Consider the following 22,933-nt stretch of genomic DNA (forward strand, 5'->3'; position numbering starts at 1 on the left):
TCAGTTAGCTGATCTGCTTATTGTATTTTATTGCTGTGTGAGCGGTTCTTTATTTTCGTCTGACTCAAACAAGCTAACCTCTTGCGTGTGCTGGCTTACGCTATTTCTTTTTAGGGCGATGTATAAATCTGAGTGAATATATATACCTTCTTTTCCTGACTTCATTCCTGCAATATCAAACCACGAAAGTAACTGACGTTTTCTACCTGCAAGCTCAAGCCTTATATCACGCTTTTTAAATATAACGTTGAGATCTGCAAGCATGGCCATTACGCTTAAATCTAAATGAGTAAAGCAGGGCACAGCGTCAATTATTACACATTGTGTATCGTCTTTTTGCCTTGCATATTGCTCAAGTAATCTGCGTTTAAAGTAGCTGGCATTAAAGTAAGTTAAAGGTGAATTAAAGCGATAGATAAACACGCCTTGCACTGCTTTTGCTTTATCTGTGGCGTCTAAACTTCTTACTACACCGTTAACATCTACGCCGAGTATATTGTCGGTTGGACGCATAACAGTGCGAATAAATTGAAATAACCCTAGTAATACAGCAAGTGTGATCCCTGGTATAACGCCAATAAATAACACAGCAAGTAAGGTGGCTGAGGCGAGATAAAATGCCTGTTTGTCTTTTCGTTTTAATTGCCAAACAGCTTTTAAATCGAGTAAATGGACAGAGGCAATAATAAGTACAATACCTAGCGCTGCGCTTGGAATAAATTCAAGTGGGGCTGTTAAAAATACAGCTATGACAGCAATAATGGCCGCTGCAATTATTGATACTAACTGCGTTTTACCACCTGTTGCATCGTTAACAGCGGTGCGTGAGTCGGCGCCACTGACTGCAAAACCTTGCGAAAGAGCTGACGCTATATTGGCAATACCTAACGCTCTAAATTCTTTATCGGCGTCTATGTCGTAGCCATTTTTAGCAGCAAAGCTGCGGGCAGTTAGCATCATACTAACAAAGCTCACGATGGCTAAGTTAAGTGCGGGTACCACCAGCTCACGAATAATTCCTAAATCAAAAACAGGGGTATTAAAAACGGGAAGCCCGCCAGTTACGGTGCCAATGGTTTTTATATCAAATTGTTTTAAATCAAAAATCCATACCAAAAGCGCACCAAAGGTAATAGCAAACATAGATGCAGGCCACGTGGGCTTTATCCGTTTCATGGCAAAATAGACCGCCAGTGTAAACAAAGCCATTAATAAGGTGGGAACATGTGTTTGCGCTAGGTATGTGGGCACACCACCGAGGCGTTCAAGTAAGTAGCGCTCATCAAAAGTAAAACCAAATACTTTAGAAAATTGACCCACAATAATAGTGATAGCTACGCCGTTTAGTAAGCCCATTAAAATAGGTTTAGATAAAAAGTCAGCTAATACACCTAACTTAAATTTACTGGCTATAAAGCACCAAAAGCCGGTCATGGCGGTCATGGTGACAACAAGTTGCCAATGCTTAAAGCTGTCACCTGCAGCAAGAGGTGTTACTACAGCGGCAATAACGGCGCAGGTTGCGGCATCAGGGCCGACTATTAATTGTTTTGAAGTGCCGAAAAGTGCATATAGCATCATTGGCAGTATGCAAGAGTATAACCCTACTGCGGCGTTAACACCGGTTAGTTGTGCGTAAGCAATGGCAACAGGTAAAGCCACTGCAGCTACTGATAGCGCCGCCCTTACATCATCAGCAAACCATTGGCGTTCATAGTGCAGCAATGTATTTAAACCGGGCATAAAATTATATAAACGCGACAGCACTTTAGTTTTCCTGCTAATAGTTACAACGTTTTGATAGTAAATTTAATATTCAAATAAGTATAGCTAGGACGACGGTTATTTTAATAAATTGCAGGTGATTATTTATCAAGATATTAAATTTATAATTTGGCAAAAAAGTGAAAATTGAATTTTCCTGAGGTGTCTTTTAATCAGCTTATGTGCGTAGTATTAATGTACTGATATTGAGCACCTCAAGAAATCACTAAATCTAAAATCTAGTTTTAAATTTTTTAAGATTATTTAGCACCACATGCCGGATATAACTCAAGCACCTCTGTTACTACTTGTCCAAATAAGGCTTGTTCTTGCTGTGTTAAATCTATAGCAGGAATAAATGGCATTGTGTCTGTTAATTCCGAGGTAATGATTTGATAAAAGGTCATCGCTGTAAGGACATTGCCAGCATAGGATGCATGATTACCGTCGGCACTATGAAGGTTTATACTAGGCATTATTTCTAATACTCGATTCCATACAAAGCCAACAGGCGCTATGCAGCTAGGTTGTTTTTTACTGATTGCTAAATGGAGGTCGTAAACCTGCTTTGCTTCTGCGGGATCTCCTTTTTGAGGATGCTCTGGAAATAAAATTGGTGTAATTTTATGCTCTTTTGCGTTCGAGATTAATCGCTCCGTTGCACCTGTAGGGTAGTCAGTCGAACCTGATTGTGAGTACTTTTGGCCTTGAAAAATTGCATGACTCCAGTTATCACTTTTTAATTTATCGACATTCGCATTTACTGCGACTATTTCATCTAAAAATCGACCACTGACAGTCGTTATTTTGACTGAAGTGCTAGGTAACTGGCTTGTAATAATTATTTCTAATAAGCCCCCTAACTGTGAACTATGGCTATTACCATAGATAATTATTTTGTAGTCACTTAAGGGACTGTTATTAATAACCGCTTTTGATTGTGGTATTTCAATGCTTTCAGCCTCTTTTGTTTTACTTCCCCCAGAGCCGCATGCTGTTAATAATAGTAATAGTAATGATAATGTGATTGATATTGTTGTTATGTATTTTAGAAACATTGTTAATCCTTTTTTCGTACCAATTATAAGTACAGCTTTAGAATACTAGACATTTTATAACCAAGCTGCAAGGTTGCTGGTTTTTAGTACAATGTATGGTGCTTAGTTTGTGCGCTAAAAGTGAAGTGCAGAAGGTTGATATTGTTTACGCGGTATCTAAATTTTAGTTTGGGGTATTATTCAATGATAATTTTATTGCTTTAAATAAATATTTAGTTATAAAAATTGTGCGATGTTTTAACACAAGTGCCACTTTTTTATAGACGTAAAAAAGCCTGCATAAAAGCAGGCTTTAGTTTTTAGGGAAAATTAAAATTTAGCGCGAATACCAAAGCTGTAACGGCGATCCGCTTCAGTGTACTTCCAAGCACCACCTAGTTCAGATAGGTAAATAGAAGGCTCACCCGTTAAGTTGGTCGCATTACCTACTAAGGTCACGTTTTCGTTAATATCCCAGCTTGCAGAGAAGTCTAACTGGCCTCTGTCGTCACGGTAGTTATTACCGTAAACAGTACCTTCTGCTGAAATACTGCCGTCTGAGTTAATATTTTCTACACGTTTCTCGTTTTCAGTATCTAAGAAACTGTCACGGTAGTTATAAGCTAGACGAGTAGAGAAACCTTCGTATTCCCAAAATACTTGTAAGTTATACGTATTTTTAGAAATATCTAATAACGGGTTACCGTTTGGTTGCTCGCTGTCTGCGTATGTGTAGTTTGCGTTAATGCCTAAGCCAGAAAATGCACCAGGTAGGTCTGTAAAGAACTGTTGATAACCAACTTCAAAGCCTTGTACTGAGCCGTTTTCACCGTTTACATTTTTAACAGTATCGATACCCGTTAGTCCTGCGTCACGTAAGCCTGCTACATGGTTAAAGCCATCAGCATCTACTGGGAAGTCAGTTGCATCCGAGTAAACTAGGTTGTCTTGTGAAACACCTGCAACGTCAAGCTGACATACTTGGTTCCATTGAGTTACGTTTTGACCTGTTGAAGTGCTTGATGCAGCTACACAGCTACTTTCGTTACTTAAGAAAGATTCAACATCTTTATAAAATACTGCGAAAGAAATTACGTTACCTTGGTCAAAGTAATGCTCTACAGATAAGTCGTATTGCGTTGCACGATATGGTTCTAAATCAATAGAGCCTTGCGTTGCACCTGTAATGTCGTTATTAACGTCAAATGCAGGACTTAGTTCGCTAAAGTCAGCGCGGCGCATAACTTTTGCAGCAGCAAAGCGGAATAATGTTTCGTCTGAGTAGTTATACGTTACGTTTAAGCTTGGTAAAAAGTCGCTGTAGTCATTGTCGCCAGTTACTTTTTCGCCATTAAGAAATACGCTTGATTCTAAATCTGTAGTTACATAACGACCACCCACAATTGCAGTGATGTTATCAAAGTCTAAGTAGGCTGATATATACACGGCAGCAGTATCTTCAACTACGTTGCGGTATGCGCTTTCTTGGAACTCTTGGTTATCTGAAAGACTACCTGTTGACGCTAGGTTAGTACCTGCAAGTAACTGCTGAAGCTGAGCGTAAGTATTGGCCGGGTTAGATAAACCGTTGTAGCTTAAAAAGGTTAGTAGGTCGTTTTGTCCCGAATGACCTAATTGGTCAAATGAGTTGTCGTGGCTAACTGTTGTAAAGCTATTTGAAAAAGCAGCGTTGTAGTCATCAACCCATAAAGTGGCTAACGAACCGTCTGAGTCGTTAAATGCATTTTTATAAATGTCTTTAATTTCTACTTTGTATTGCTCATATTCGTAATCGCGGTTAGTAACACGTACACCCGCTTTTACTTTAGATACCCAGCTTAAGCTGCTGAGTGGCTCAAACATTTCAACATCAAAACGAATAGCTGTTTCGTCATTGTCTGTTCTTCTATCTTCACTTTTAAACGTACGAAGTGCTAAGTTTTGTGGGTCAGTAAATGCATTAGGATCTGAATGAATGATGCTTGGTAATTTATTACCGTCTTGAGAAAATGCACCATCATATAAATGATTTGTTAGCTGAGTTCCACCACTTGCTTCAAATGTTGATTTTTCGATTGGGCGAAGTGTAAATTCAGAATCAGGTCTTACGCTTTCTGATGATGCTACCGCAATTTCACCAGAGATTTTGATACTGTCAGTAAGGTTCCACTCTGCACCAAGTGCATTTGAAAACGAGTCAGTTTCACGAAAGTCACTGTATGTTTTAGGAATACCAAATTCGTTTGTTAACGTGTAATTATTTACGCCGTTAGCATCTTGAGTTGTATTTGCATCTGTTGATAGTGAACCTGCGACACCTAAAATAGAGTTACCAGCTTGTTCACCTGAGCGCTTTGTGCCGCTTAAATCAAGATACACCATGCCATTACCTGATTGTGGTGCCCATTGAAGAGATAAATTTACAGCAGTTCGTTTACGCTGCTCTACGTATTGTTCAACACTGTGCTCGTCTCTTACGATAGCGTTGCCACTAGGTGTATTACCTTCTTGGCCATTAATTTCGATATCTTGAGGTTTAACACGGCTAGATGTTTCATCTTGGCGAATTTCGCGATCTTGGAATGAAAACATAGCAATGGCACCAAAGGTACCCATTTCATCAAAGTCCCAGTTGTTACCAATTGAACCACTAAAAATAGGAGCTACATTTTCTGTTTTATCAGCGTATTCGCCATCTAATGAAACTGCGCCAGTTAGTTTATCTAACTCTAATGGGCGAACTGTCTTTAAACTAACTGTTCCGCCTAATGCACCCTCAATCATATCGGCAGTAGGAGACTTAACTACTTCTACTGTTTTTAAGAAGCTTGATGGGTAATCTTGCAAGCTAATGCCGTCACGAGAGTCACCAATAGTAGAGCGACCATTTAATTCAACACGGTTTTGAGGTAAGCCACGAATCGAAACACTGTCACCCACACCAAAATCGGTATTAATAGATACGCCAGTAATACGTTGCAACGCTTCTGCAATATTATTATCTGGTAACTTACCAATGTCTTCAGCAACAATTGCATCTACAATACGTCCGTCAGTACGCTTAAGCATAGCGGCGGCTTTCATACTGCCTAGCATGCCTTTTACTTCAATAACTTCAATGTCTGCAGCTGCCGTTTCTGAAGCTGCGGGAGCCTCTTGCGCTGCAATATTTGAAGAAGCCATTAATAAAAGGGCTGCGGCACTGATTGTTGTAGAGCTACTTCTTTTATGCTTATTAATTAATGTTGAAGTAATTTGATTGAGTTTCATGTATCTCTCCCGTTTGGGTACGACTTGCGTCATTGTGTGTGTGTTGTTACTTGGCTTGGTTAACCAATTTAACTGTTTCTTTCCTGTAGTGTGTCATACAGGTGGTATGGTTGAAATTAATCCAATTCAACTTTATTTACAACCTTTGTTTACCAAAATTTCACAATGTGTATTACAAAAACCTCTTTTATTTTTCTTATATTTAATAAATTTAATGGCTTATAGGGTGTTTTTATTTTTTGTATTTTGAATGAATTTTATTGAAGTATCTTTACCAAAGGCATTTTTATATATTATTTGTACTATTTAATACATTTGTTAGTACTATTTTGAAATTTTATGTCGTACTTTTATACGTGTTTAGTTTTCTTTTTAAGTGATATTGAATTGGAAGAGCGACCATTAAAAGTTCTAAATGATTTATAAATTTGCGAAATAGTAGAGAGGTTAAAATAATTAAAAATCATTTTGGTAATACCAATTTTCTATTGTTTTTATATTGATTTTGTACTAGCTGGGGGGGGGCGGTAAGCTAGGTAGCGATAAATAGATTTTTACGCAAAAAAAAGCCCAGCATAATAATGCTGGGCTTTCTTACTTTAGATGTATTAGCTTTGTAATTCGCCTGTAGATGATTCTAAATGTGCTCGTATGAACCACTGAAATTGCTCTAAATCGGCTAGTTGGCTGGTGATCATATCTTCAGAGACCGGATCTAGCTCAGAAAGAGTCTCAATTGCTTTGCGGTGATCGGCATTAACGCCATTATATACTTTATCAAGCGCAGCCAAATGTTCGGTTACTAGGCCTTTGCCTACTGAGTATTCGTCCCAAGTACGGCGATCTACAATTGATTTTGGTGTGCCAACAGGTACTGCACCAAGAGTCGCAATTCGCTCTGCAATTGTATCTGTCATTTCGCGCACAATGTCTACTTGTGGGTCTATCATTTCATGTACGCCAATAAAATTAGGTCCCACTACGTTCCAGTGAATATGCTTTAAAGTTAGTTGTAAGTCTATCAATGCAACCATGCGGTTATCGAGGGTAGCTATTGTTTTTTGGGCTGATTCGTCACTCATACCTGGCGCGGTAAATTTAGTTGTTTTGTTTGATTCGTTATTGTTACTCATAATTTCTCCTACATTAAGTAATGTGTTGCTCATATAATATGTTGCGTTATGAGCATGACTTAAACTTAATGAAGCAACTGTTATGCCGTAAGTTGCTTTATTTGAAAAGTGATTCAAAAACAATTGGTTATATTTTAAATTAAGGTTTCTAAGGCTGCAGAGGAGATTGGGTTTTTGAAAAGCCTGCATATATTTGTAAAATATGCAGACTTCGATTTAGTTACTCTTAGGTGTATTTAAACGTTGGCTATGTATTCGTGCGCTTTTAAAACATCGAGCGGCACTATTTCTAATGATTTTTTATTTGTAGCCTCAAGCACCACTGGTGGCGCAACGTTTGCTGAATTAGCATGAAGCCATCTTACTGCACACAAGCACCATTTATCACCGGCTTTTAAACCTTCGAAATCGTAAAGAGGGTTCGGGCTTATTAAATCGTTACCTTGTGATTTTGAAAATTGTAAAAATTCATCAGTCATAATTGCACACACACTGTGATTGCCAAGATCTGACTCTGGTACATAACAAAACCCTTCACGTGTGTAGCCACCATTACCGCAACATAGTTTTAAGCGTGTGCCGAGTACATTAAATTGATTCGCCATGAAATACCTTAATTTGTGGTGTTTAATAAATTTACTCTAACAGGAGTAACTCGCTTGAGATAGCTATAAAACTTAAAAGAGGGAAGGGCTACACAAACTTAAGCCCGCAGCAAATTGCGGGCTTAGTATTGTTTATTATTTAATACGCAGCGCCATACAATCGCTATGACCGTTTATGATCATGCTTTTATCAACACGCACGCCACCACCAGAGTATTTACCGGCGGCGGTAAAACTACATATTTGTACAAAGTAGTCATCTACTTTAGGCAGTGCAAATAGTTGTTGGTATATTTGGTCTTGCTCGGCAAAGTGCCCCATTGTTTTTTCTATAACTTGCTGATGCTCATCAATAAGTTGAATATTAGCGCCACAGCGTCCTACTATTGGTTTAACTACATAACCGGATTGTAATAACTCGTCGTTAAGCTCAAACGCGGTATTAAGTAAATATTTATGATTAGGGAATAAGCTCCACAGTATTGGCAAAATAGCCTTGTTACTTGGAATTAATGTCCACAGCGGTTCAAACACCATGACATTTTTACGCAGTAATACATCGACTAAGCGTGGCGTTTCACCAGCTTTGAATTGTGGTTCAAAGTTATCACCTAATGATTGGTCGGCTTCGCATTCTTCACGAATTTGATCAAGTGCGGTTTCCCACGACCAGGTTTTCCATACGTAACTCAGTTGTGCGCCATCAGTATCTACTATGTTGCCTGACTCATTCCAGCGAAGTGTGCTTAAGCCAATTACTAGCTTACATTCAAAGCCTGCGGCTTCAATAGCTTCTTTCATAAATAATGCGTGGTAATGTTCTTCTGGTTCATCATCTTGCAGAATATGAACAAGACCTTTTACCTCACTTTTACGCCATGCTTTTACGAGATCTTTAAATAAATTTTGGCCTGCATCTACACCTGTTTTAACGCCAAAGTGTTTTGCCCATTTACCCTGAACTTTGCCGCTTTCCATGTAACACGATGCCGAATCGCAATTGTATTCGTAAACTTTTAAACCTGCTGCTGTTAAGGCAAAGTCAAACCGGCTGGTAATTAATTGGTTTAAGCGGTTATCCCACGATTGGCGAATTTTATTAAGCACAACATCGGGTAAATTAAACTTTTCTAATAACTCAGGGTGCTGCAATACATAGTCGGTTGCATGCATAAATAAGCCATGCAGCTCATTTGTTGCATGCTCAATGCTTTGCTGCGCCGTTTGAGATATTGCAAAGTAATTATGCTGATCCTCATCTACGGATGTAAGTTTATGGCCTTGCATCATTTCTACGTAGGCAGCTTCATCGTCATTCGCAATATTTAACCATGACTTGTTTGCTTGGCCTGTATCTGCTGCTTTATGGGCTTCTATAGTAAATAAGTCAGTGTTTAGCTCAAACGTTGGCTCAGCATATTCTGTTTCATCAGTTTGTGTCATCCAACCTAAAATAGTGGCGTCGCTGTAAGAGCACTCAATCCAATAGTCGCCATCTTTAGTTACTTTTGCTTTTAGTTCACGGCACCAGTTTTGATTTGTTGGCCATATTTGATGCCCTACATTTTGCTCAGCAAGACGTATTTTATCTTCATGCACTTCAACAATGACAGCAACATGACCTGTTTCTTCAAACTCGCCGCCTTCTTCCCATATAAGTAAACTACCTACTTGAGGGGGATGTTTAGCACCATTTTTAAACGCGTTTAGTGGCAATCTGTTTTGGCTATTTACATCGCGCACTGAACGCAGCTCAAAAATATCGTAAGCCATGGCTATGTCATCAAAAATATAACCATGATTGAGGTACATCCATCTACGGGCAAATTCAACGCATTGCCATTTATAGCCCATGTAAATACCGTCTAGGTAACTACGATAGGCGCTACGATTAGGATAAATGCTTTCATCAGCCGTATCATAATCAGATGAGTAAACAGCAACATTACCAGGTGCATAACCTAATAAAGTACCAAAATCACTAGCAGAAGATTTCATAAACAAAGATGTTCAAAATAAGGTGTGATAATTTGCTGACTATATGAGCCAAACTGCGTTATAGCAAGATATTACTGGGTATAATCTTTAATTAAATATTGGCGCTAAATAGGGCTTAAAATTATATTTTATCAATCCATCGTTTTAAAAGCAGTAGTTAAGAAATCCCTCCTTCAAAGCGCTTATACATGTAAAACTGAACCTATATTCGTACTTTAGTTAATTTTTTGTTAAACTATTGCGTTTGGCATAGCAAAACTAGCTAAAAGTTTTAAAACAGGAAAAACAATGGAAGACATAATAAACAACATTGATATTAATCAATATTTACCCGCTGCAATTACGTGGGCAACCAACATATTACTAGCAATTGCAATTTTACTTGCGGGCTTATGGTTAGCGGGCAAAGTACGCAATTTAATTATTGGCTTGTGTCATAAATACACTCATCTTGACGATACGCTTTTTCGCTTTTTAGGCAGCATGGCTCGCTACATCATATTAGCGTTCGTTATTATTGCTGTGTTAAATCGCTTTGGTGTACAAACAGCCTCTATTATTGCTTTACTCGGTGCTGCGGGACTTGCTATAGGCTTGGCGTTACAAGGTGCAATGTCGAACCTTGCCGCAGGCGTTATGTTGCTAATATTTAGACCTTATAAAGTGAATGACTTTATTGAGGCTGCAGGGCGTTTTGGTAAAGTAACAGAAGTAGATATGTTTACTACTATTTTACAAACGTTCGATAATCAACAGGTTATTATACCAAATAGTCAAATTTGGGGCGCGCAAATTATAAACCATTCACATCATCCAATTCGTGGTGTAGATATGCATTTTGGTGTTGCTTACGGTGAAGATACAACGGCTGTACGTAAAGTTATAGATGGGGTACTTGCAGCGCACCCACACATACTAAAAGATCCAGCGCCTTTTGTTGAAGTAGAAACTCTTAACAACAGCTCAGTAGACTTTTTAGTAAGGCCATTTTGTAAGGGCGAGCATTACTTCGATATTCTTTACACTGTGCCAGAGTTAATTAAAAAAGCACTTGATGAAAACAACATTGAAATACCTTTCCCACATCGTAAAGTTATTTTAGTTAACGAGAATAAAGATTAACTAAATTTAAAAATGCATAAACCTAAGAGCACTTTTAAGTGCTCTTTTTTGTGTGAAAAAGTTACATACCTGTGTAACCTTTTCTTTTATAAATCACCTCAAATACTACATTGTTATCTGTACAGCCCTTTTTTACTAGGTTTGATGTCTGGTCTTTATTTTGCATTTGCATAGTCGCTTTTAGTTTTAAAGCTCATAAAAACTATCGACCCATTAAATCAAACTGTATGAAGGACTAAACATGGCTGAATCATTTAAATACTCAGGTAATAAAGGGCATGGCGGCGAATTGCATCAAAAAGCGTCGGATGAACACCCTACCATGACCACCGCGCAGGGCTGCCCTGTAAGTGACGATCAAAACTCATTACGTGCGGGCAAACGTGGCCCCGGATTATTAGAAGATCACATAATGCGCGAGAAGATCTTTCACTTTGATCATGAACGCATTCCTGAGCGTGTAGTGCACGCTAGAGGCTATGGTGCACACGGATATTTTGAAACTTACGACACGCTTGAAGATTTAACCTGTGCAGATATTTTTCAGCGAAAAGGTGAAAAAACGCCTGTGTTTACTCGCTTCTCTACGGTTGCAGGTAATAAAGGATCACCAGATTTAGCACGTGATGTACGCGGTTTTGCGGTAAAATTTTATACCCAAGAAGGAAACTGGGATTTAGTGGGTAACAATATACCGGTATTCTTTATTCAGGATGCAATGAAGTTTCCTGATTTAATTCATAGCGCTAAAGCCGAGCCTGATCGTGGTTTTCCGCAGGCGCAAACAGCACATGATAACTTTTGGGACTTTGTGAGTTTGTCACCTGAGTCAATGCACATGGTTATGTGGGCAATGTCTGATAGAGCTATTCCACGCTCTTTACGCTTTATGGAAGGTTTTGGTGTTCATACCTTTAAATTTATTAATGCCAAAGGTGATGAAAAATTTGTTAAATTTCATTGGAAACCAAAAGGCGGAATGCAATCTGTAGTATGGAACGAAGCACTTAAGCTAAACGGCGCGGACCCTGATTTTCATCGCAGAGACATGTGGGAATCTATTGGCAACGGCGACTTCCCTGAGTGGGAACTAGGTGTACAGGTGTTTGATCAGCAATTTGCTGATGAATTTGAATTTGATGTTTTTGATGCCACCAAGCTTATACCTGAAGAGCAAGTACCAGTGCAAATTGTTGGTCGTATGGTGCTTGACCGTGTTGTAGACAACTTTTTTGCAGAAACAGAGCAAGTAGCATTTTGTACTCAAAACATTGTACCGGGGCTCGACTTTACACCTGACCCGCTACTGCAAGGTCGTAACTTTTCATACTTAGATACTCAAACCAAGCGTTTAGGTGGTCCTAACTTTACGCATATTCCGGTCAATGCGCCTAAATGTCCAATGCGTCATTTTCAGCAAGATGGCCACATGGCAATGCACAATCCAAAAGGGCGTGTTAATTATGAGCCAAACTCATGGAGCGGCGACGAAAACAACCCGCGCGAATGCCCAGTACATGGCTTTAAAAGCTCAAAGGAACCTGAAGTAAGTGGCGGTGATAAACTGCGTTATCGCTCAGAAACATTCAGCGATCATTACAGTCAAGCTCGTCAATTTTATTTAAGTCAAACAGAGGTAGAGCAGGCGCATATTCAATCTGCGTACGTGTTTGAGCTGTCTAAAGTTGAGCATTTGCCAATACGAGAACGTTTGGTATCGCACTTGTTAAATATTGACGAAACCCTCGCAAATAAAGTTGCCGAAGGACTTGGCTTGCAAGAAATGCCAGATCCGGCAGAAGCTGCAATGCCAACACGTAAAGACTTACCTGTATCTGATGCGTTAAGTATTTTGAAAAATGCGCCCAACACCTTCAAAGGCCGTAAATTAGGTATTTTAGTAAGTGATGGCTTTAATGCAGAAATTTTTGAATCGGTTACCAATGCACTTAAAAGTGAAGGTGCAAACTTTGAAATTATTGCCCCGCAAGTTGGCGGTGCTAAATGCAGTAAAGGTAAACACTTTAAAGCTGATCAGGTTATTAATGGTGGTCCATCGGTTTTATACGATGCGGTACTTGTACTCACCACCGAAGATGGAGCTAAAAAACTAGCTGCCGTAGCAGAAGCTAAAGACTTTGTAAGTGATGCGTACGCACATATGAAATTTATAGGCTTTACAAATGAGGCTAAGCCTTTATTTAAAGCGGCAGGCCTTGATGGAAAAGTAGATGATGGTTGGATAGATTTAGAGGCACATTCAGCCGATAAATTTATAAATACATTGCGTAATTTAAGATATTGGGAGCGTTAGTAAGCTCAATAATTAAAAAAACCACAGCATGTAATTGTTGTGGTTTTTTTTAGCTCACCTAGTTAAGGTATTAGTTCAAGCCAACAATAAATATTGGATATATTATGAAGCTTAATGGCGCTTGTCACTGTGGCAAAGTGGTATTTACGGTCAACTCAAAACACCCTTATCCTTACAATTTATGTTACTGCTCTATATGCCGTAAAACCGCAGGGAGCGGCGGGTTTGTTATTAATTTAAACGCGCAATACAGCACGCTTGAGGTTACAGGGCGTGAACACATAACTATTTATCATGCAAAAATAGGCGATAAAATCAGCCCTGCAGAGCGTCATTTTTGTAAGCATTGTAGTGCTAACTTGTGGTTATACGATGCACGTTGGCCTGAGCAAGTTCACCCCTTTGCTGGTGCAATAGATAGTGAGTTACCCATACCGCCAGAGCGCACTCATTTAATGCTTGGTAGTAAAGCAAATTGGGTAAATGCGCCCATTAATGTAGGTGACAAGCAGTTTGAAGAATACCCTGATGAAAGTATTGCTGCTTGGCATAAGCGTTTAAACCTCGAAAAGTAACGCAATTTTTTGTATGAGCTAAGCTTAAATTTAGGGGAAATTAAGCGCATATTTAGTTAATTAAATATTAAAAATCACCGCGTAAGTAAAGGAGAATATTATGGCAGTCTCAGCAATACCAAAAGGGTTTCATTCCGTTACACCTTATTTAATTATGAATGACGCACAAAAAGCGATAGATTTTTATTGTGATGCATTTAGTGCTGAACATGTAATGCAGATGCCTTTACCTGATGGTGGAATAGCCCATGCAGAAATAATAATTGGTGATTCGCATATTATGCTTTCAGATAATGGTTCTGAAGAGCATTTAAAAAACCCAAAAGAACTCGGTGGTACAGCGCTAAGCCTTATGCTTTATGTTGAAGATGTTGATACCGTGTTTAAAAAAGCAATTGAGCTTGGTGCAACAGAAATAAGACCCGTACATGATCAGTTTTATGGTGATAGGACCGGCACACTACAAGACCCATTTGGTCATATATGGATCATTGGTACACATAAAGAAGATGTTAGTGACGAAGAGTTAAATAATCGAATTGGGAATATAACAAATCAAGAGCAAGACGCATAACTCGCATGCTAATTAGATTTATGTACCTTTCTAATTACATTGATGGCTTTAATGGAAGGTTTGTGGCTTTTGCTTAAACTTAACTAGGTTTTACCTTGTTATCGACACGGTTTTCTTACCTAAAAGTAGCTCACTTCGTAAAGCGAAGTGGTATAGATTACTAGTTAAATTTTAGGCATAAAAAAACCTCAGCCAATAATTAGCTGAGGTTCAAAAAGTGGTACCAGCGGCCGGACTCGAACCGGCACTCCTTTCGGAAGGGGATTTTGAATCCCCCATGTCTACCAATTTCATCACGCTGGCATAGTTTTTCTTTAATCTTTTAAGCATAAAAAGATAAAGAAAAACCACTTAAAATAAAAAGGATACTTATATACCTCTTATTCTGTATCCGCATTATACAAACAAAAGAGGGGGCGGCAAGCCTTTTCTTTTATTTGCATAAACAACTGGTTGATAATTAATCGTTTATAGCAAGGAGACTCCATCGGTGAATTTTTTAAGTCTTTTTGGGCTGATATATAAAGCGAATATTTTGGGTTATGAGTGCTATTAAACTGTTATGCGATTGAATAAATAAGCAATTGAACTATTGATAATAGTGAATCGTATTATAATAATTATTCCTGCTTTATGCCGATTTTGCGCTTGATTCAGGTATTATTTGTACAACAAGGTTTTTAAGACATTAATTATGACCCAATTAAGTGCCAAACAGAACATTCAATCGATTGTTAAAGCTATTAAGGCAGAGGAAGCATCACTTCGTCAAAAATACCCATTACTTGCACATCAAAATACCTTAGGGTTAATTATTTTATTGCTGTCGTTTAGCGCATTAATTGGTGCTGGTGTTTTATATTATTTAGCCCTAATACCTGCTTGGGCATGTATAGTACTTGCGGCTATTGCTGCGTCTATTTCCCATGAGTTAGAGCACGACCTTATACATAAACAATATTTTAGCAATCAGCCTTTCATGCATAATTTTATGATGTTAGTAGTATGGTTAATGCGGCCAAATACTATTAGCCCATGGTACCGACGTAAAATGCATTTACACCATCACAAAACCTCAGGCACACAACAAGACCTAGAAGAACGCTTGGTGGGAAACGGTATTAAAAATCCATTTTTACGTGCGCTAGTTATTGTAGATGGGTTATTAGGGCTAATTATTTCTACTAAACGTTTTAGAAAAGAAATTAATGGCTTTAGTTTTTCGAGTGTTTTTAATGCGGGATTTCCGATAGCGACTGCGTATTTTGCTGTTTTATATAGCGTTATTATATTTCATATCGTTGATTTATTTATACCACTTTCGCTAAATTCACCTAATTGGTTGTTAAGTACAATGGATGTGTTTGAATTTTTAATGGTTGTGCTCATTGTGCCTAATATTATTCGCTCAAGCTCGCTTAATTTTGTTACCTCAAGCATGCATTACTATGGCGGCGTTAATAATATGCTTGAACAAACTCATGTACTAACGAGTCGTTTATTTATGCCGTTTCACTTGTTTTGTTTTAACTTTGGTAAAACGCATACCATTCATCATTTTGTGCCAAATCAGCCGTTTTATTTACGCCAAATGCTAAGTAAAAAAATACTTAGAGTAATGGCGCAGCACAACGTGCGCTTTAATGATTTTGACAGCATTAAAAATGCGAATGCATATAAATAATTACCCCCAACATAAGGGGAGGTTCTACATTGCTATTCTTATTTTATAGTTTGAATAGCAATTATGTACCAAGCCTATTACTCGTTAACTTCCTCTATCCACCACCGCGCTTATTAAAACTCACTTTACGTGCGTCGGTTGACTATTAAATGCCATATTTAAATCAACAAAAGCAAAAGTGGTAGGCTTAATTAGCGCTAAAACTTTAAACTAAAAATAGATAAAACCAGTGAAAAGTGAAGTGGCCCTTCATAGTTGAGCATCTAGCTTAAATGGGATTGATTATTGTAGAGCCTTCAGTAATAGTGGTTATAGAGCAAACTAATTATGTTCTCAATAATACATAAGGGCTCGTGCTCATCAATATTATAAAACCAATAAATATAATAAGGACAAACAGGATGAAAAAATCACTAATTTCAATAGCGTTGGGCTTTGCTGCCCTTAGTGCGTTTAATGCCAATGCAAACATTGATCAGCAAGTTAAAAAGATAGAGCAACAGGTTATTGATTGGCGACGTGATTTTCATCAAAACCCTGAGCTTGGAAATCGCGAAACCCGCACAGCAGGTATTGTCGCTAAGCACTTAAAGTCGCTGGGTATGGAAGTACAAACAGGGATTGCTTATACAGGTGTTGTGGGGCTATTAAAAGGTGCAAAGCCAGGCCCGACAGTAATGCTACGCGCAGATATGGACGCGCTGCCAGTTACTGAAAAAGCCGATGTTGATTTTAAATCAACTAAAACCACTAATTACCGTGGTGTAGATGTAGGCATAATGCATGCTTGTGGTCACGACACGCACGTGGCTATGCTAATGGGCGCTGCACAAGTGCTTGCAAACATGAAAGATGAGCTACACGGTAATATTATGTTTGTATTTCAGCCTGCAGAAGAAGGCGCACCAGAGGGGGAAGAGGGGGGCGCTGAGTTAATGCTTAAAGAAGGCATATTTAAACAATACAAACCAGAAGCTGCTTTTGGGTTACACATAACATCTAGTTTGCACAGCGGTAAAATTGGCTATAGAAGTGGCCCTGCAATGGCCAGTGCAGACCGGTTTGAAATAACAGTACATGGCAAGCAGGCACACGGCTCTGCACCGTGGACTGGGGTTGACCCCATTGCCGCAGCTGCGCAAATAGTAACAGGCGTAAATCATATTGTTAGTCGCCAAATCAACATTACCAAAGAGCCTGCTATTGTCTCGTTTGGTAAGATAGCGGGTGGGGTACGTAATAATATTATTCCTGAAGAAGTCGAAATGGTAGGTACAATTCGTAACTTTGATATGGATAACCGAGCACAAATATTTGAAAAAATAAAAACCACAGCCACGCACATTGCTAAATCGTCAGGTGCTACTGCAGAGGTACATATTCACGAAGGTTATCCGGTAACGATTAATAACCCAAAGTTAACTGCGCAAATGTTACCTAGCCTTAAAAAAGCAGCAGGTAATGAAAACGTAGTTGAAATGGGAAAAATAACCGGCGCAGAAGACTTTTCGTTTTACGCATTAGAAGTGCCGAGTGTATTTGTATTTTTAGGCGGCACACCAAGTGAGCAAGATTTAAATACAGTGGCTAGTAATCACTCACCTTATTTTTATGCCGACGAATCATCGTTTAAAGTAGGCACTAAGGCGCTCAGCCTGTTAGCTGTTGATTATTTAAACGCACATAAAAGATAGCTTAAACACACCACGTTACGCTATTAGCTTAACGTGGTATTGCTGTTTTATTTAAAACATCGCATCATGTTTGTAGCACTTGCTCAATTTTGAAAAAATCACTCTCAAAAATTAAAAACCTAACCGAATATACAAATGAACCGGCGAGCAATTTTTTATATTTTAAAAATAATGAATCGATACTGCCGGTCTTATATCTCGATTCAATCTTCATAAGCATTAAGGATTTAAATAATGGAAATTACTGGAAGCTGTTACTGTGGTGAAATTAAATACCAGGCAAAGTCTCAAAATAACAATGCACTTGTTTGCCATTGTAGCGATTGCCAACGTATGTCGAGCGGCCCATTTAGAGCCGTTATAATTGCAGAGCCAAATTCGGTAGTATTTACCCAAGGTGAGCCAAAAGAGTTTGTTAAAACAGCGCAAAGTGGTAACAAGCGTGCGCAAGGTTTTTGTGGCACATGTGGTACAACACTTTATGCAACTAATGAAGCTAAAGCTGACCGTGTATATGGCTTGCGTATTGGTGCGGTTGATCAGCGTGATCAGTTTACGCCAACAGCACAAATTTGGGCTAAATCAACATTGAGCTGGTTGAGCGGCTTACACGAAGTACCTGCGTTTGATACAACCCCACAAAACTAGTTATTTGGGGTTATCAGTATTACTTTTTTAGTAAGCGGTTTGAAATTTATTTAACCAAATGACTGTCTACTTATAAGTCAGTCATTTGGAGAATAATATGTGTAGTTCACCTAAAAGCAGCCGAGCAGTGAAAAAAACAGCCATTAGTTTTAATGATGAGCTTACTCAAGAGCAGCGCTTGCGTTTTACTGCAAAAGCTAATTTAGCACAAGAGCGCCGTGAACAGCGCGAAGTAACGAATAAACGCTATGAGCAAAAGCACGCGAGTAGTAAACCTTCGTCTGGTTTATTTTCGTGGTTACAGCAGCTAGTTAGCTGATTTAGCTAAAGTGGTGTTTTTACCACTGCCCAAACCACATAAAGCACACAGTACTCCGGCAATAGCGCACAACCACAATGGCGCACTCCAACTGCCTGTTGTAGTGTGTAATGCACCAGCTAGCATAGGACCAATAGCCGCGAGCAAATAACCTACGCTTTGCGACATACCTGAAAGCGACGCTGCTTGTTGCGAATCGTCAGTTCGTAAACTAATAAACGACAGCCCCAATATAAAACATGCCCCAGAGCAAAAGCCCAGCATTAGGGTCCAAACAAAAGCAAAGCTAGGCATGTAAAGCAGCCCCAATGCACTGAGTGCACTCAACATGGCTAAAATAAAGCTAAGCGCGCTTTGATCTTTTAATTTGGCAAGTAACGGAATTAATATTAAACCCGGTAATGCAGTCGCTATTTGAAAAGCACCATGATAAGCACCTGCTTGGGTAGCTGAGTGACCAGTTTCGGTTAATATGCTTGGTAACCACGTAATAATTATATAATTTAAAAACGAGTTTAAGCCCAGCAGTAGGGTAATTTGCCATGCTAGTAAATAACGCCATACACTTTTTGACGTGTCGGTGTGTTGAGCAATACTCGCGGGTTTTGTGTGCTTACTTAATTGCGACATCCATACAATAATACTCGCCAAAGTAATAAGAGCTGATGAGCCCAGCGCAAGTTGCCATCCTAATCCGTTTAACTGACTAAGCGGAAATACCAAAGTAGAAAACCCACCCGATACCACGCCCATAGTAAGCACGTAGGCTGAGGTCATTAACGCAACCTTTGCAGGGAAGTCGCGCTTAATTAAACTTGGTAATAATACGTTTGCGATTGCAATGCCCACACCAATAATAGCGGTGCCTACAAAAAGCATGGCTGAGGTATTTATTACCCGCGCTGCAACCCCTGCAAGTATAAATAACAAAGCCACAAACAAGGTGCGCTCTAACCCTTGCTTTTTAGCAAGAGTTGCCGCCATTGGCGATGCAACCGCAAAGGCTATGAGTGGCAGTGTTGTTAAAAAACCAGCTTGCGATGCGCTAAGCCCAAAGTGATTAATAATTTGTTCAAGCACAGGTGCAATACCTGTAAATGTGGCGCGTAAATTTGCGGCAATAAGTAATATGCCAAGCACAAGTAATATGCCAGCAAAGCGTGATTTAGGTGTGTTATTTAACAACAGGGAAGACCATTAAAGCTAATACTTAATGGGCGCTAGTATAAAGGCTTAGTAAAAACTATAATTTAGAGATAATGACATTAAATAACTAAAAACAGACAAAACTATGTTTGATGCAATTGGTTGGGACGACATTAAAAATTTTGAAACTATGGCGCAGCCCATAATAGCCAAAATAGAGCATGCCCATGCAAGTCACGAAATACCACTGCATACCCATCCAAAAGGGCAATTAATTTTAGCGCTGCATGGGTATGTAACGTGTGAAGTGTCGGCCAAAATGTGGATGGTGCCCACGCACAGTGCAATTTGGATCCCAGCACAAAAGGTGCATAGCAATAGGGCGTCTGATAACGCGCAGCTTTGTCATTTATTTATTGATAGTAGTAAAAACGGTATGCCGCTAAATACCTGTACGTTAGCTATTACGCCGCTGGTTAAAGAGCTAATGTGTGAGTTGGCTGGGCATAATCAGCACTATACTTTAAATAGTAAAACAGCGCGTTTAGCGCAGGTGTTATTTGATCAACTTATTGATATGCCCGTACAACCACTGGATTTTGTATTATCTAAAAACGAGGTAATTCAAACCATGAGCGATCAGCTTATAAACAAGCCAAACAACCGAAAAACACTACCACAATGGGCTAAGCAGTTTGCATTAACTGAGCGCACATTAGCGCGGTTAATTAAAAAAGAAACCGGTATGACATTTGGAAAATGGCGTACGCAATTGCATATAATTACAGCCTTAAAAGCGCTTTCTGATAAGCAAAGTGTGCAGCAGGTGTCGGAGTTATTAGGGTATGAGTCGGTGAGTGCATTTATTACTATGTTTAAAAAGGTAATGAAAAAGTCGCCCATGAAATACATGAGCGATTTAAATCAGCTTAGCCCTTAAATAAGCATTACCACGTATAAGTTGCCGAAAGCATCGCGTTACGAGGCCTACCCGGGAAGTATCTGTCGCCGGTAAAACTGGTGTAATCGGCGCGCTCTGCATAGGCCTCATCAGTTAAGTTAATAATACGAGCAAGTAGCTCAAGATTACTAGTAACTTGCCACTGTGCGCGTAGGCTTAAAACATCATGCCCTTGGTATTTATTTAAGTTTTCTGGGTCGGTGTAGTAGTTACCAACGCGGTGCCACTGCAAAGCAAATTGCGCGTTGTTTAATGCCTGCCATGTTAAATCGAGATTAGCAATATTACGCGGCGCGGTATCTATGTCGTTGCCGTTTATATTTAAACCGTTAAGTATTTGGTTGTTAGTGTAAGTATGCTTTGCGTGTGTGCCTGCAAAGTTAAGTGCAAGCGACTTAGTGAGCTGGTAGTCAAGCTCAAGCTCAATACCACGATGGCGAGAGCTGCCATTATTTACCGTAAAAAAGTCACTATCGCGGTAAATCGTATTGTGTTTACTCATAGCGTAAAGTGACACGCCATAACGTAGTTTTTCGTAAATCCCTTTAATACCAAGCTCTGCGTTATTTGCTATTTCGGCGCTTAAATTTGCAGTAGTTTGCTCGCGTTGTAATTGGTATAGCTCAGCCGCTTGTGGCGCTCTGTAACCGCGAGAAAAGTTTGCATAAAGCGTGTTATTTTTATTGTACTGATAACTAACCCCAAGCTTTGGCGATAGATTACTAAAACTATTTTTAGCACTCGCTGGGCGGCTGTATCGGCAGCCACCAAAGCCGCATTCTGTACCATCGTCTTTTGTTCTACCTGCTAGCATATTATTGGTGTAGTCGTACTGCATATGCTCGTAGCGCACACCTGCGGTAAGTAACCATTTATTTAATTGCCAATCAACCGATGCAAAAGGGGCATAAAGCGTGGCGTTTACATCGTAATCGTAATGCTTACCTTGGGGTACTGTAGCAACTAAAAATGCAGAACCTTGAGTGGGCTCGTTTTGGCTTTGAGTAAAATCGGCTTGCGTGTATTCGCCATCAAGCCCTAGGTTTATTTTTATATTACGTTGTAAATTATGTTGATAAAGCGATTGCACACCAAAGCCGGTTTGGCTGTTTGTTTCAAGCGGTGTGCCGGGTAAAAAGTGCTTAAAAAAGTCCATGCTTTGGTCGCGAAAATATAACGTAGTAGAGAGCACATCATCGTTATTTAATTGCCATGTTGCATTGCTCCATGCTCTAAATGCGCGTGCTTTTCTAAATGCGTCAGGGTCAAAGTTTTTTTGCGCGAGGTCTTCGTTTTTATAGCTTTCAAAGCCTGTAATAAATCCCGCAGTTTGCTGATCAAGATTTGTATAAGTAAGGCCTGAGGTAAGTAATAAATTATTATTTGAATAGCGATGGCGAATATTTACTTTTTGTTGCTCTACGCTTTCGTCGTCGCGGTAACCGCTATCGTCGGTAACACTTGCGTTAATGCCGATACCGCTGTTGCCGTAATCTTGCCCTGCGCGTAATTTGTAGCGAGTATAACCGTACGAGCCATAATCTAAACCAACTAAGCCACCGCCTTGTGTGGTGTCGGGCGTTATTACATTAATAACACCATGCACAGCGTTTGAGCCATAAAGTGCAGAGCCAGGGCCTTTTAGCACTTCAATGCGCTGCGCCATTTCGCTGTGCGCCTCAAATAGCTCGTTTATATTACAAAACCCAGCGGCTCTAAGTGGTATGCCATCCTCCAAAGTCAATATGCCACCACAAGCGCCAGCGCCCGAAAGTACCGGAGAGCGAAGTGCGGGTAAATACTCTTGGCCATTTCCGCGTTGAATATTAGCTCCTGCTACACGTTGCAGGGCTTCTTCAATATGGGTAGGCGCTATGCTATTTAGCTGCGCTTCGCTGAGTGTACTTATTGATAAAGGCATTGGGGTCGATAGCGCTTCAATACGTGATGCCGTAGTTGTTATGGTTTCTATTGCATCGTCGTTTTGATTATTGGCAAACGCAGTGTGGCTAAAGGGTAATATCAGCGGCAAAAAATAAGGTTTCATACATTCCTTGAAAGTAATCTATATTGCATTGCCTCTATAATA

At 39.5% G+C, this 22,933-nt stretch carries 17 protein-coding genes and 1 tRNA gene; 9 read left to right on the forward strand and 9 right to left on the reverse strand.

Annotated elements, in window-relative coordinates; all coding sequences use genetic code 11:
* Nucleotides 1–27: 27 nt before the first annotated feature.
* From H5157_RS00905 to gss, 6 genes are all read right to left on the reverse strand, one after another.
* The gene (locus H5157_RS00905; protein WP_182723938.1) at nucleotides 28–1,767 is read right to left on the reverse strand and encodes a SulP family inorganic anion transporter; all 1,740 of its coding nucleotides are present in this window, start codon (nucleotides 1,765–1,767) and stop codon (nucleotides 28–30) included.
* 257 nt (nucleotides 1,768–2,024) lie between these two features.
* The gene (locus H5157_RS00910; RefSeq protein ID WP_182723939.1) at nucleotides 2,025–2,822 is read right to left on the reverse strand and encodes a hypothetical protein; all 798 of its coding nucleotides are present in this window, start codon (nucleotides 2,820–2,822) and stop codon (nucleotides 2,025–2,027) included.
* A 309-nt stretch (nucleotides 2,823–3,131) separates the two neighbouring features.
* Nucleotides 3,132–6,071 carry a TonB-dependent receptor gene (locus H5157_RS00915; protein ID WP_182694014.1) on the reverse strand — a complete coding sequence of 980 codons (2,940 nt, stop codon included), beginning with the start codon at nucleotides 6,069–6,071 and terminating at the stop codon, nucleotides 3,132–3,134.
* A gap of 608 nt (nucleotides 6,072–6,679) precedes the next feature.
* Nucleotides 6,680–7,204, reverse strand: a complete 525-nt coding sequence (gene dps / locus H5157_RS00920) for a DNA starvation/stationary phase protection protein Dps (protein WP_024595435.1) — start codon at nucleotides 7,202–7,204, stop codon at nucleotides 6,680–6,682.
* A 236-nt stretch (nucleotides 7,205–7,440) separates the two neighbouring features.
* The gene (locus H5157_RS00925; protein ID WP_182723940.1) at nucleotides 7,441–7,809 is read right to left on the reverse strand and encodes a DUF2237 family protein; all 369 of its coding nucleotides are present in this window, start codon (nucleotides 7,807–7,809) and stop codon (nucleotides 7,441–7,443) included.
* A 135-nt stretch (nucleotides 7,810–7,944) separates the two neighbouring features.
* On the reverse strand, nucleotides 7,945–9,807 hold the full coding sequence (gene gss / locus H5157_RS00930; RefSeq protein ID WP_182723941.1) for a bifunctional glutathionylspermidine amidase/synthase: 1,863 nt from the start codon (nucleotides 9,805–9,807) through the stop codon (nucleotides 7,945–7,947).
* A 288-nt stretch (nucleotides 9,808–10,095) separates the two neighbouring features.
* Between gss and H5157_RS00935 the strand changes: the two genes are divergently transcribed.
* From H5157_RS00935 to H5157_RS00950, 4 genes are all read left to right on the forward strand, one after another.
* A complete protein-coding gene (locus tag H5157_RS00935) occupies nucleotides 10,096–10,929 on the forward strand; it encodes a mechanosensitive ion channel family protein (RefSeq protein ID WP_182723942.1) in 834 nt (277 codons plus the stop codon).
* A gap of 241 nt (nucleotides 10,930–11,170) precedes the next feature.
* Nucleotides 11,171–13,243: a catalase gene (locus H5157_RS00940; RefSeq protein ID WP_182720839.1), complete on the forward strand. Its 2,073-nt coding sequence runs from the start codon at nucleotides 11,171–11,173 to the stop codon at nucleotides 13,241–13,243.
* A 104-nt stretch (nucleotides 13,244–13,347) separates the two neighbouring features.
* Nucleotides 13,348–13,818, forward strand: a complete 471-nt coding sequence (locus tag H5157_RS00945; RefSeq protein WP_182723943.1) for a GFA family protein — start codon at nucleotides 13,348–13,350, stop codon at nucleotides 13,816–13,818.
* 100 nt (nucleotides 13,819–13,918) lie between these two features.
* The gene (locus tag H5157_RS00950; protein WP_182673298.1) at nucleotides 13,919–14,392 is read left to right on the forward strand and encodes a VOC family protein; all 474 of its coding nucleotides are present in this window, start codon (nucleotides 13,919–13,921) and stop codon (nucleotides 14,390–14,392) included.
* Nucleotides 14,393–14,610: 218 nt separating this feature from the next.
* Here the strand turns inward: H5157_RS00950 and H5157_RS00955 are convergent.
* A tRNA-Leu gene (locus H5157_RS00955) sits at nucleotides 14,611–14,695 on the reverse strand.
* 391 nt (nucleotides 14,696–15,086) lie between these two features.
* Between H5157_RS00955 and H5157_RS00960 the strand changes: the two genes are divergently transcribed.
* The 4 genes from H5157_RS00960 to H5157_RS00975 all read left to right on the forward strand — a co-directional run bounded on the left by H5157_RS00960 (nucleotide 15,087) and on the right by H5157_RS00975 (nucleotide 18,737).
* Complete coding sequence (locus tag H5157_RS00960) at nucleotides 15,087–16,076, forward strand: fatty acid desaturase (protein WP_182723944.1); 990 nt, start codon at nucleotides 15,087–15,089, stop codon at nucleotides 16,074–16,076.
* Nucleotides 16,077–16,477: 401 nt separating this feature from the next.
* The gene (locus H5157_RS00965; protein ID WP_002958068.1) at nucleotides 16,478–17,770 is read left to right on the forward strand and encodes an amidohydrolase; all 1,293 of its coding nucleotides are present in this window, start codon (nucleotides 16,478–16,480) and stop codon (nucleotides 17,768–17,770) included.
* Between the two features lie 234 nt (nucleotides 17,771–18,004).
* A complete protein-coding gene (locus tag H5157_RS00970; protein ID WP_007377055.1) occupies nucleotides 18,005–18,418 on the forward strand; it encodes a GFA family protein in 414 nt (137 codons plus the stop codon).
* Between the two features lie 97 nt (nucleotides 18,419–18,515).
* Nucleotides 18,516–18,737 (forward strand): hypothetical protein, encoded by a 222-nt coding sequence (locus tag H5157_RS00975; RefSeq protein WP_154903460.1) that lies wholly within the window; start codon nucleotides 18,516–18,518, stop codon nucleotides 18,735–18,737.
* Here the strand turns inward: H5157_RS00975 and H5157_RS00980 are convergent.
* Entirely contained in the window at nucleotides 18,726–19,922 is a 1,197-nt protein-coding gene (locus H5157_RS00980; RefSeq protein ID WP_154903461.1) for an MFS transporter, read from the reverse strand. The genes H5157_RS00975 and H5157_RS00980 overlap by 12 nt on opposite strands.
* A gap of 106 nt (nucleotides 19,923–20,028) precedes the next feature.
* Between H5157_RS00980 and H5157_RS00985 the strand changes: the two genes are divergently transcribed.
* Nucleotides 20,029–20,823, forward strand: coding sequence for a helix-turn-helix domain-containing protein (locus H5157_RS00985; protein WP_182692930.1), 795 nt, complete (start codon nucleotides 20,029–20,031; stop codon nucleotides 20,821–20,823).
* A gap of 7 nt (nucleotides 20,824–20,830) precedes the next feature.
* Here the strand turns inward: H5157_RS00985 and H5157_RS00990 are convergent, their stop codons facing one another.
* Nucleotides 20,831–22,891 (reverse strand): TonB-dependent receptor, encoded by a 2,061-nt coding sequence (locus H5157_RS00990; protein ID WP_182723945.1) that lies wholly within the window; start codon nucleotides 22,889–22,891, stop codon nucleotides 20,831–20,833.
* Between the last annotated feature and the right edge of the window lie 42 nt (nucleotides 22,892–22,933).

It is taken from the genome of Pseudoalteromonas sp. SG43-3 (assembly GCF_014164385.1).
Taxonomy (GTDB): Bacteria; Pseudomonadota; Gammaproteobacteria; order Enterobacterales; family Alteromonadaceae; genus Pseudoalteromonas; species Pseudoalteromonas distincta.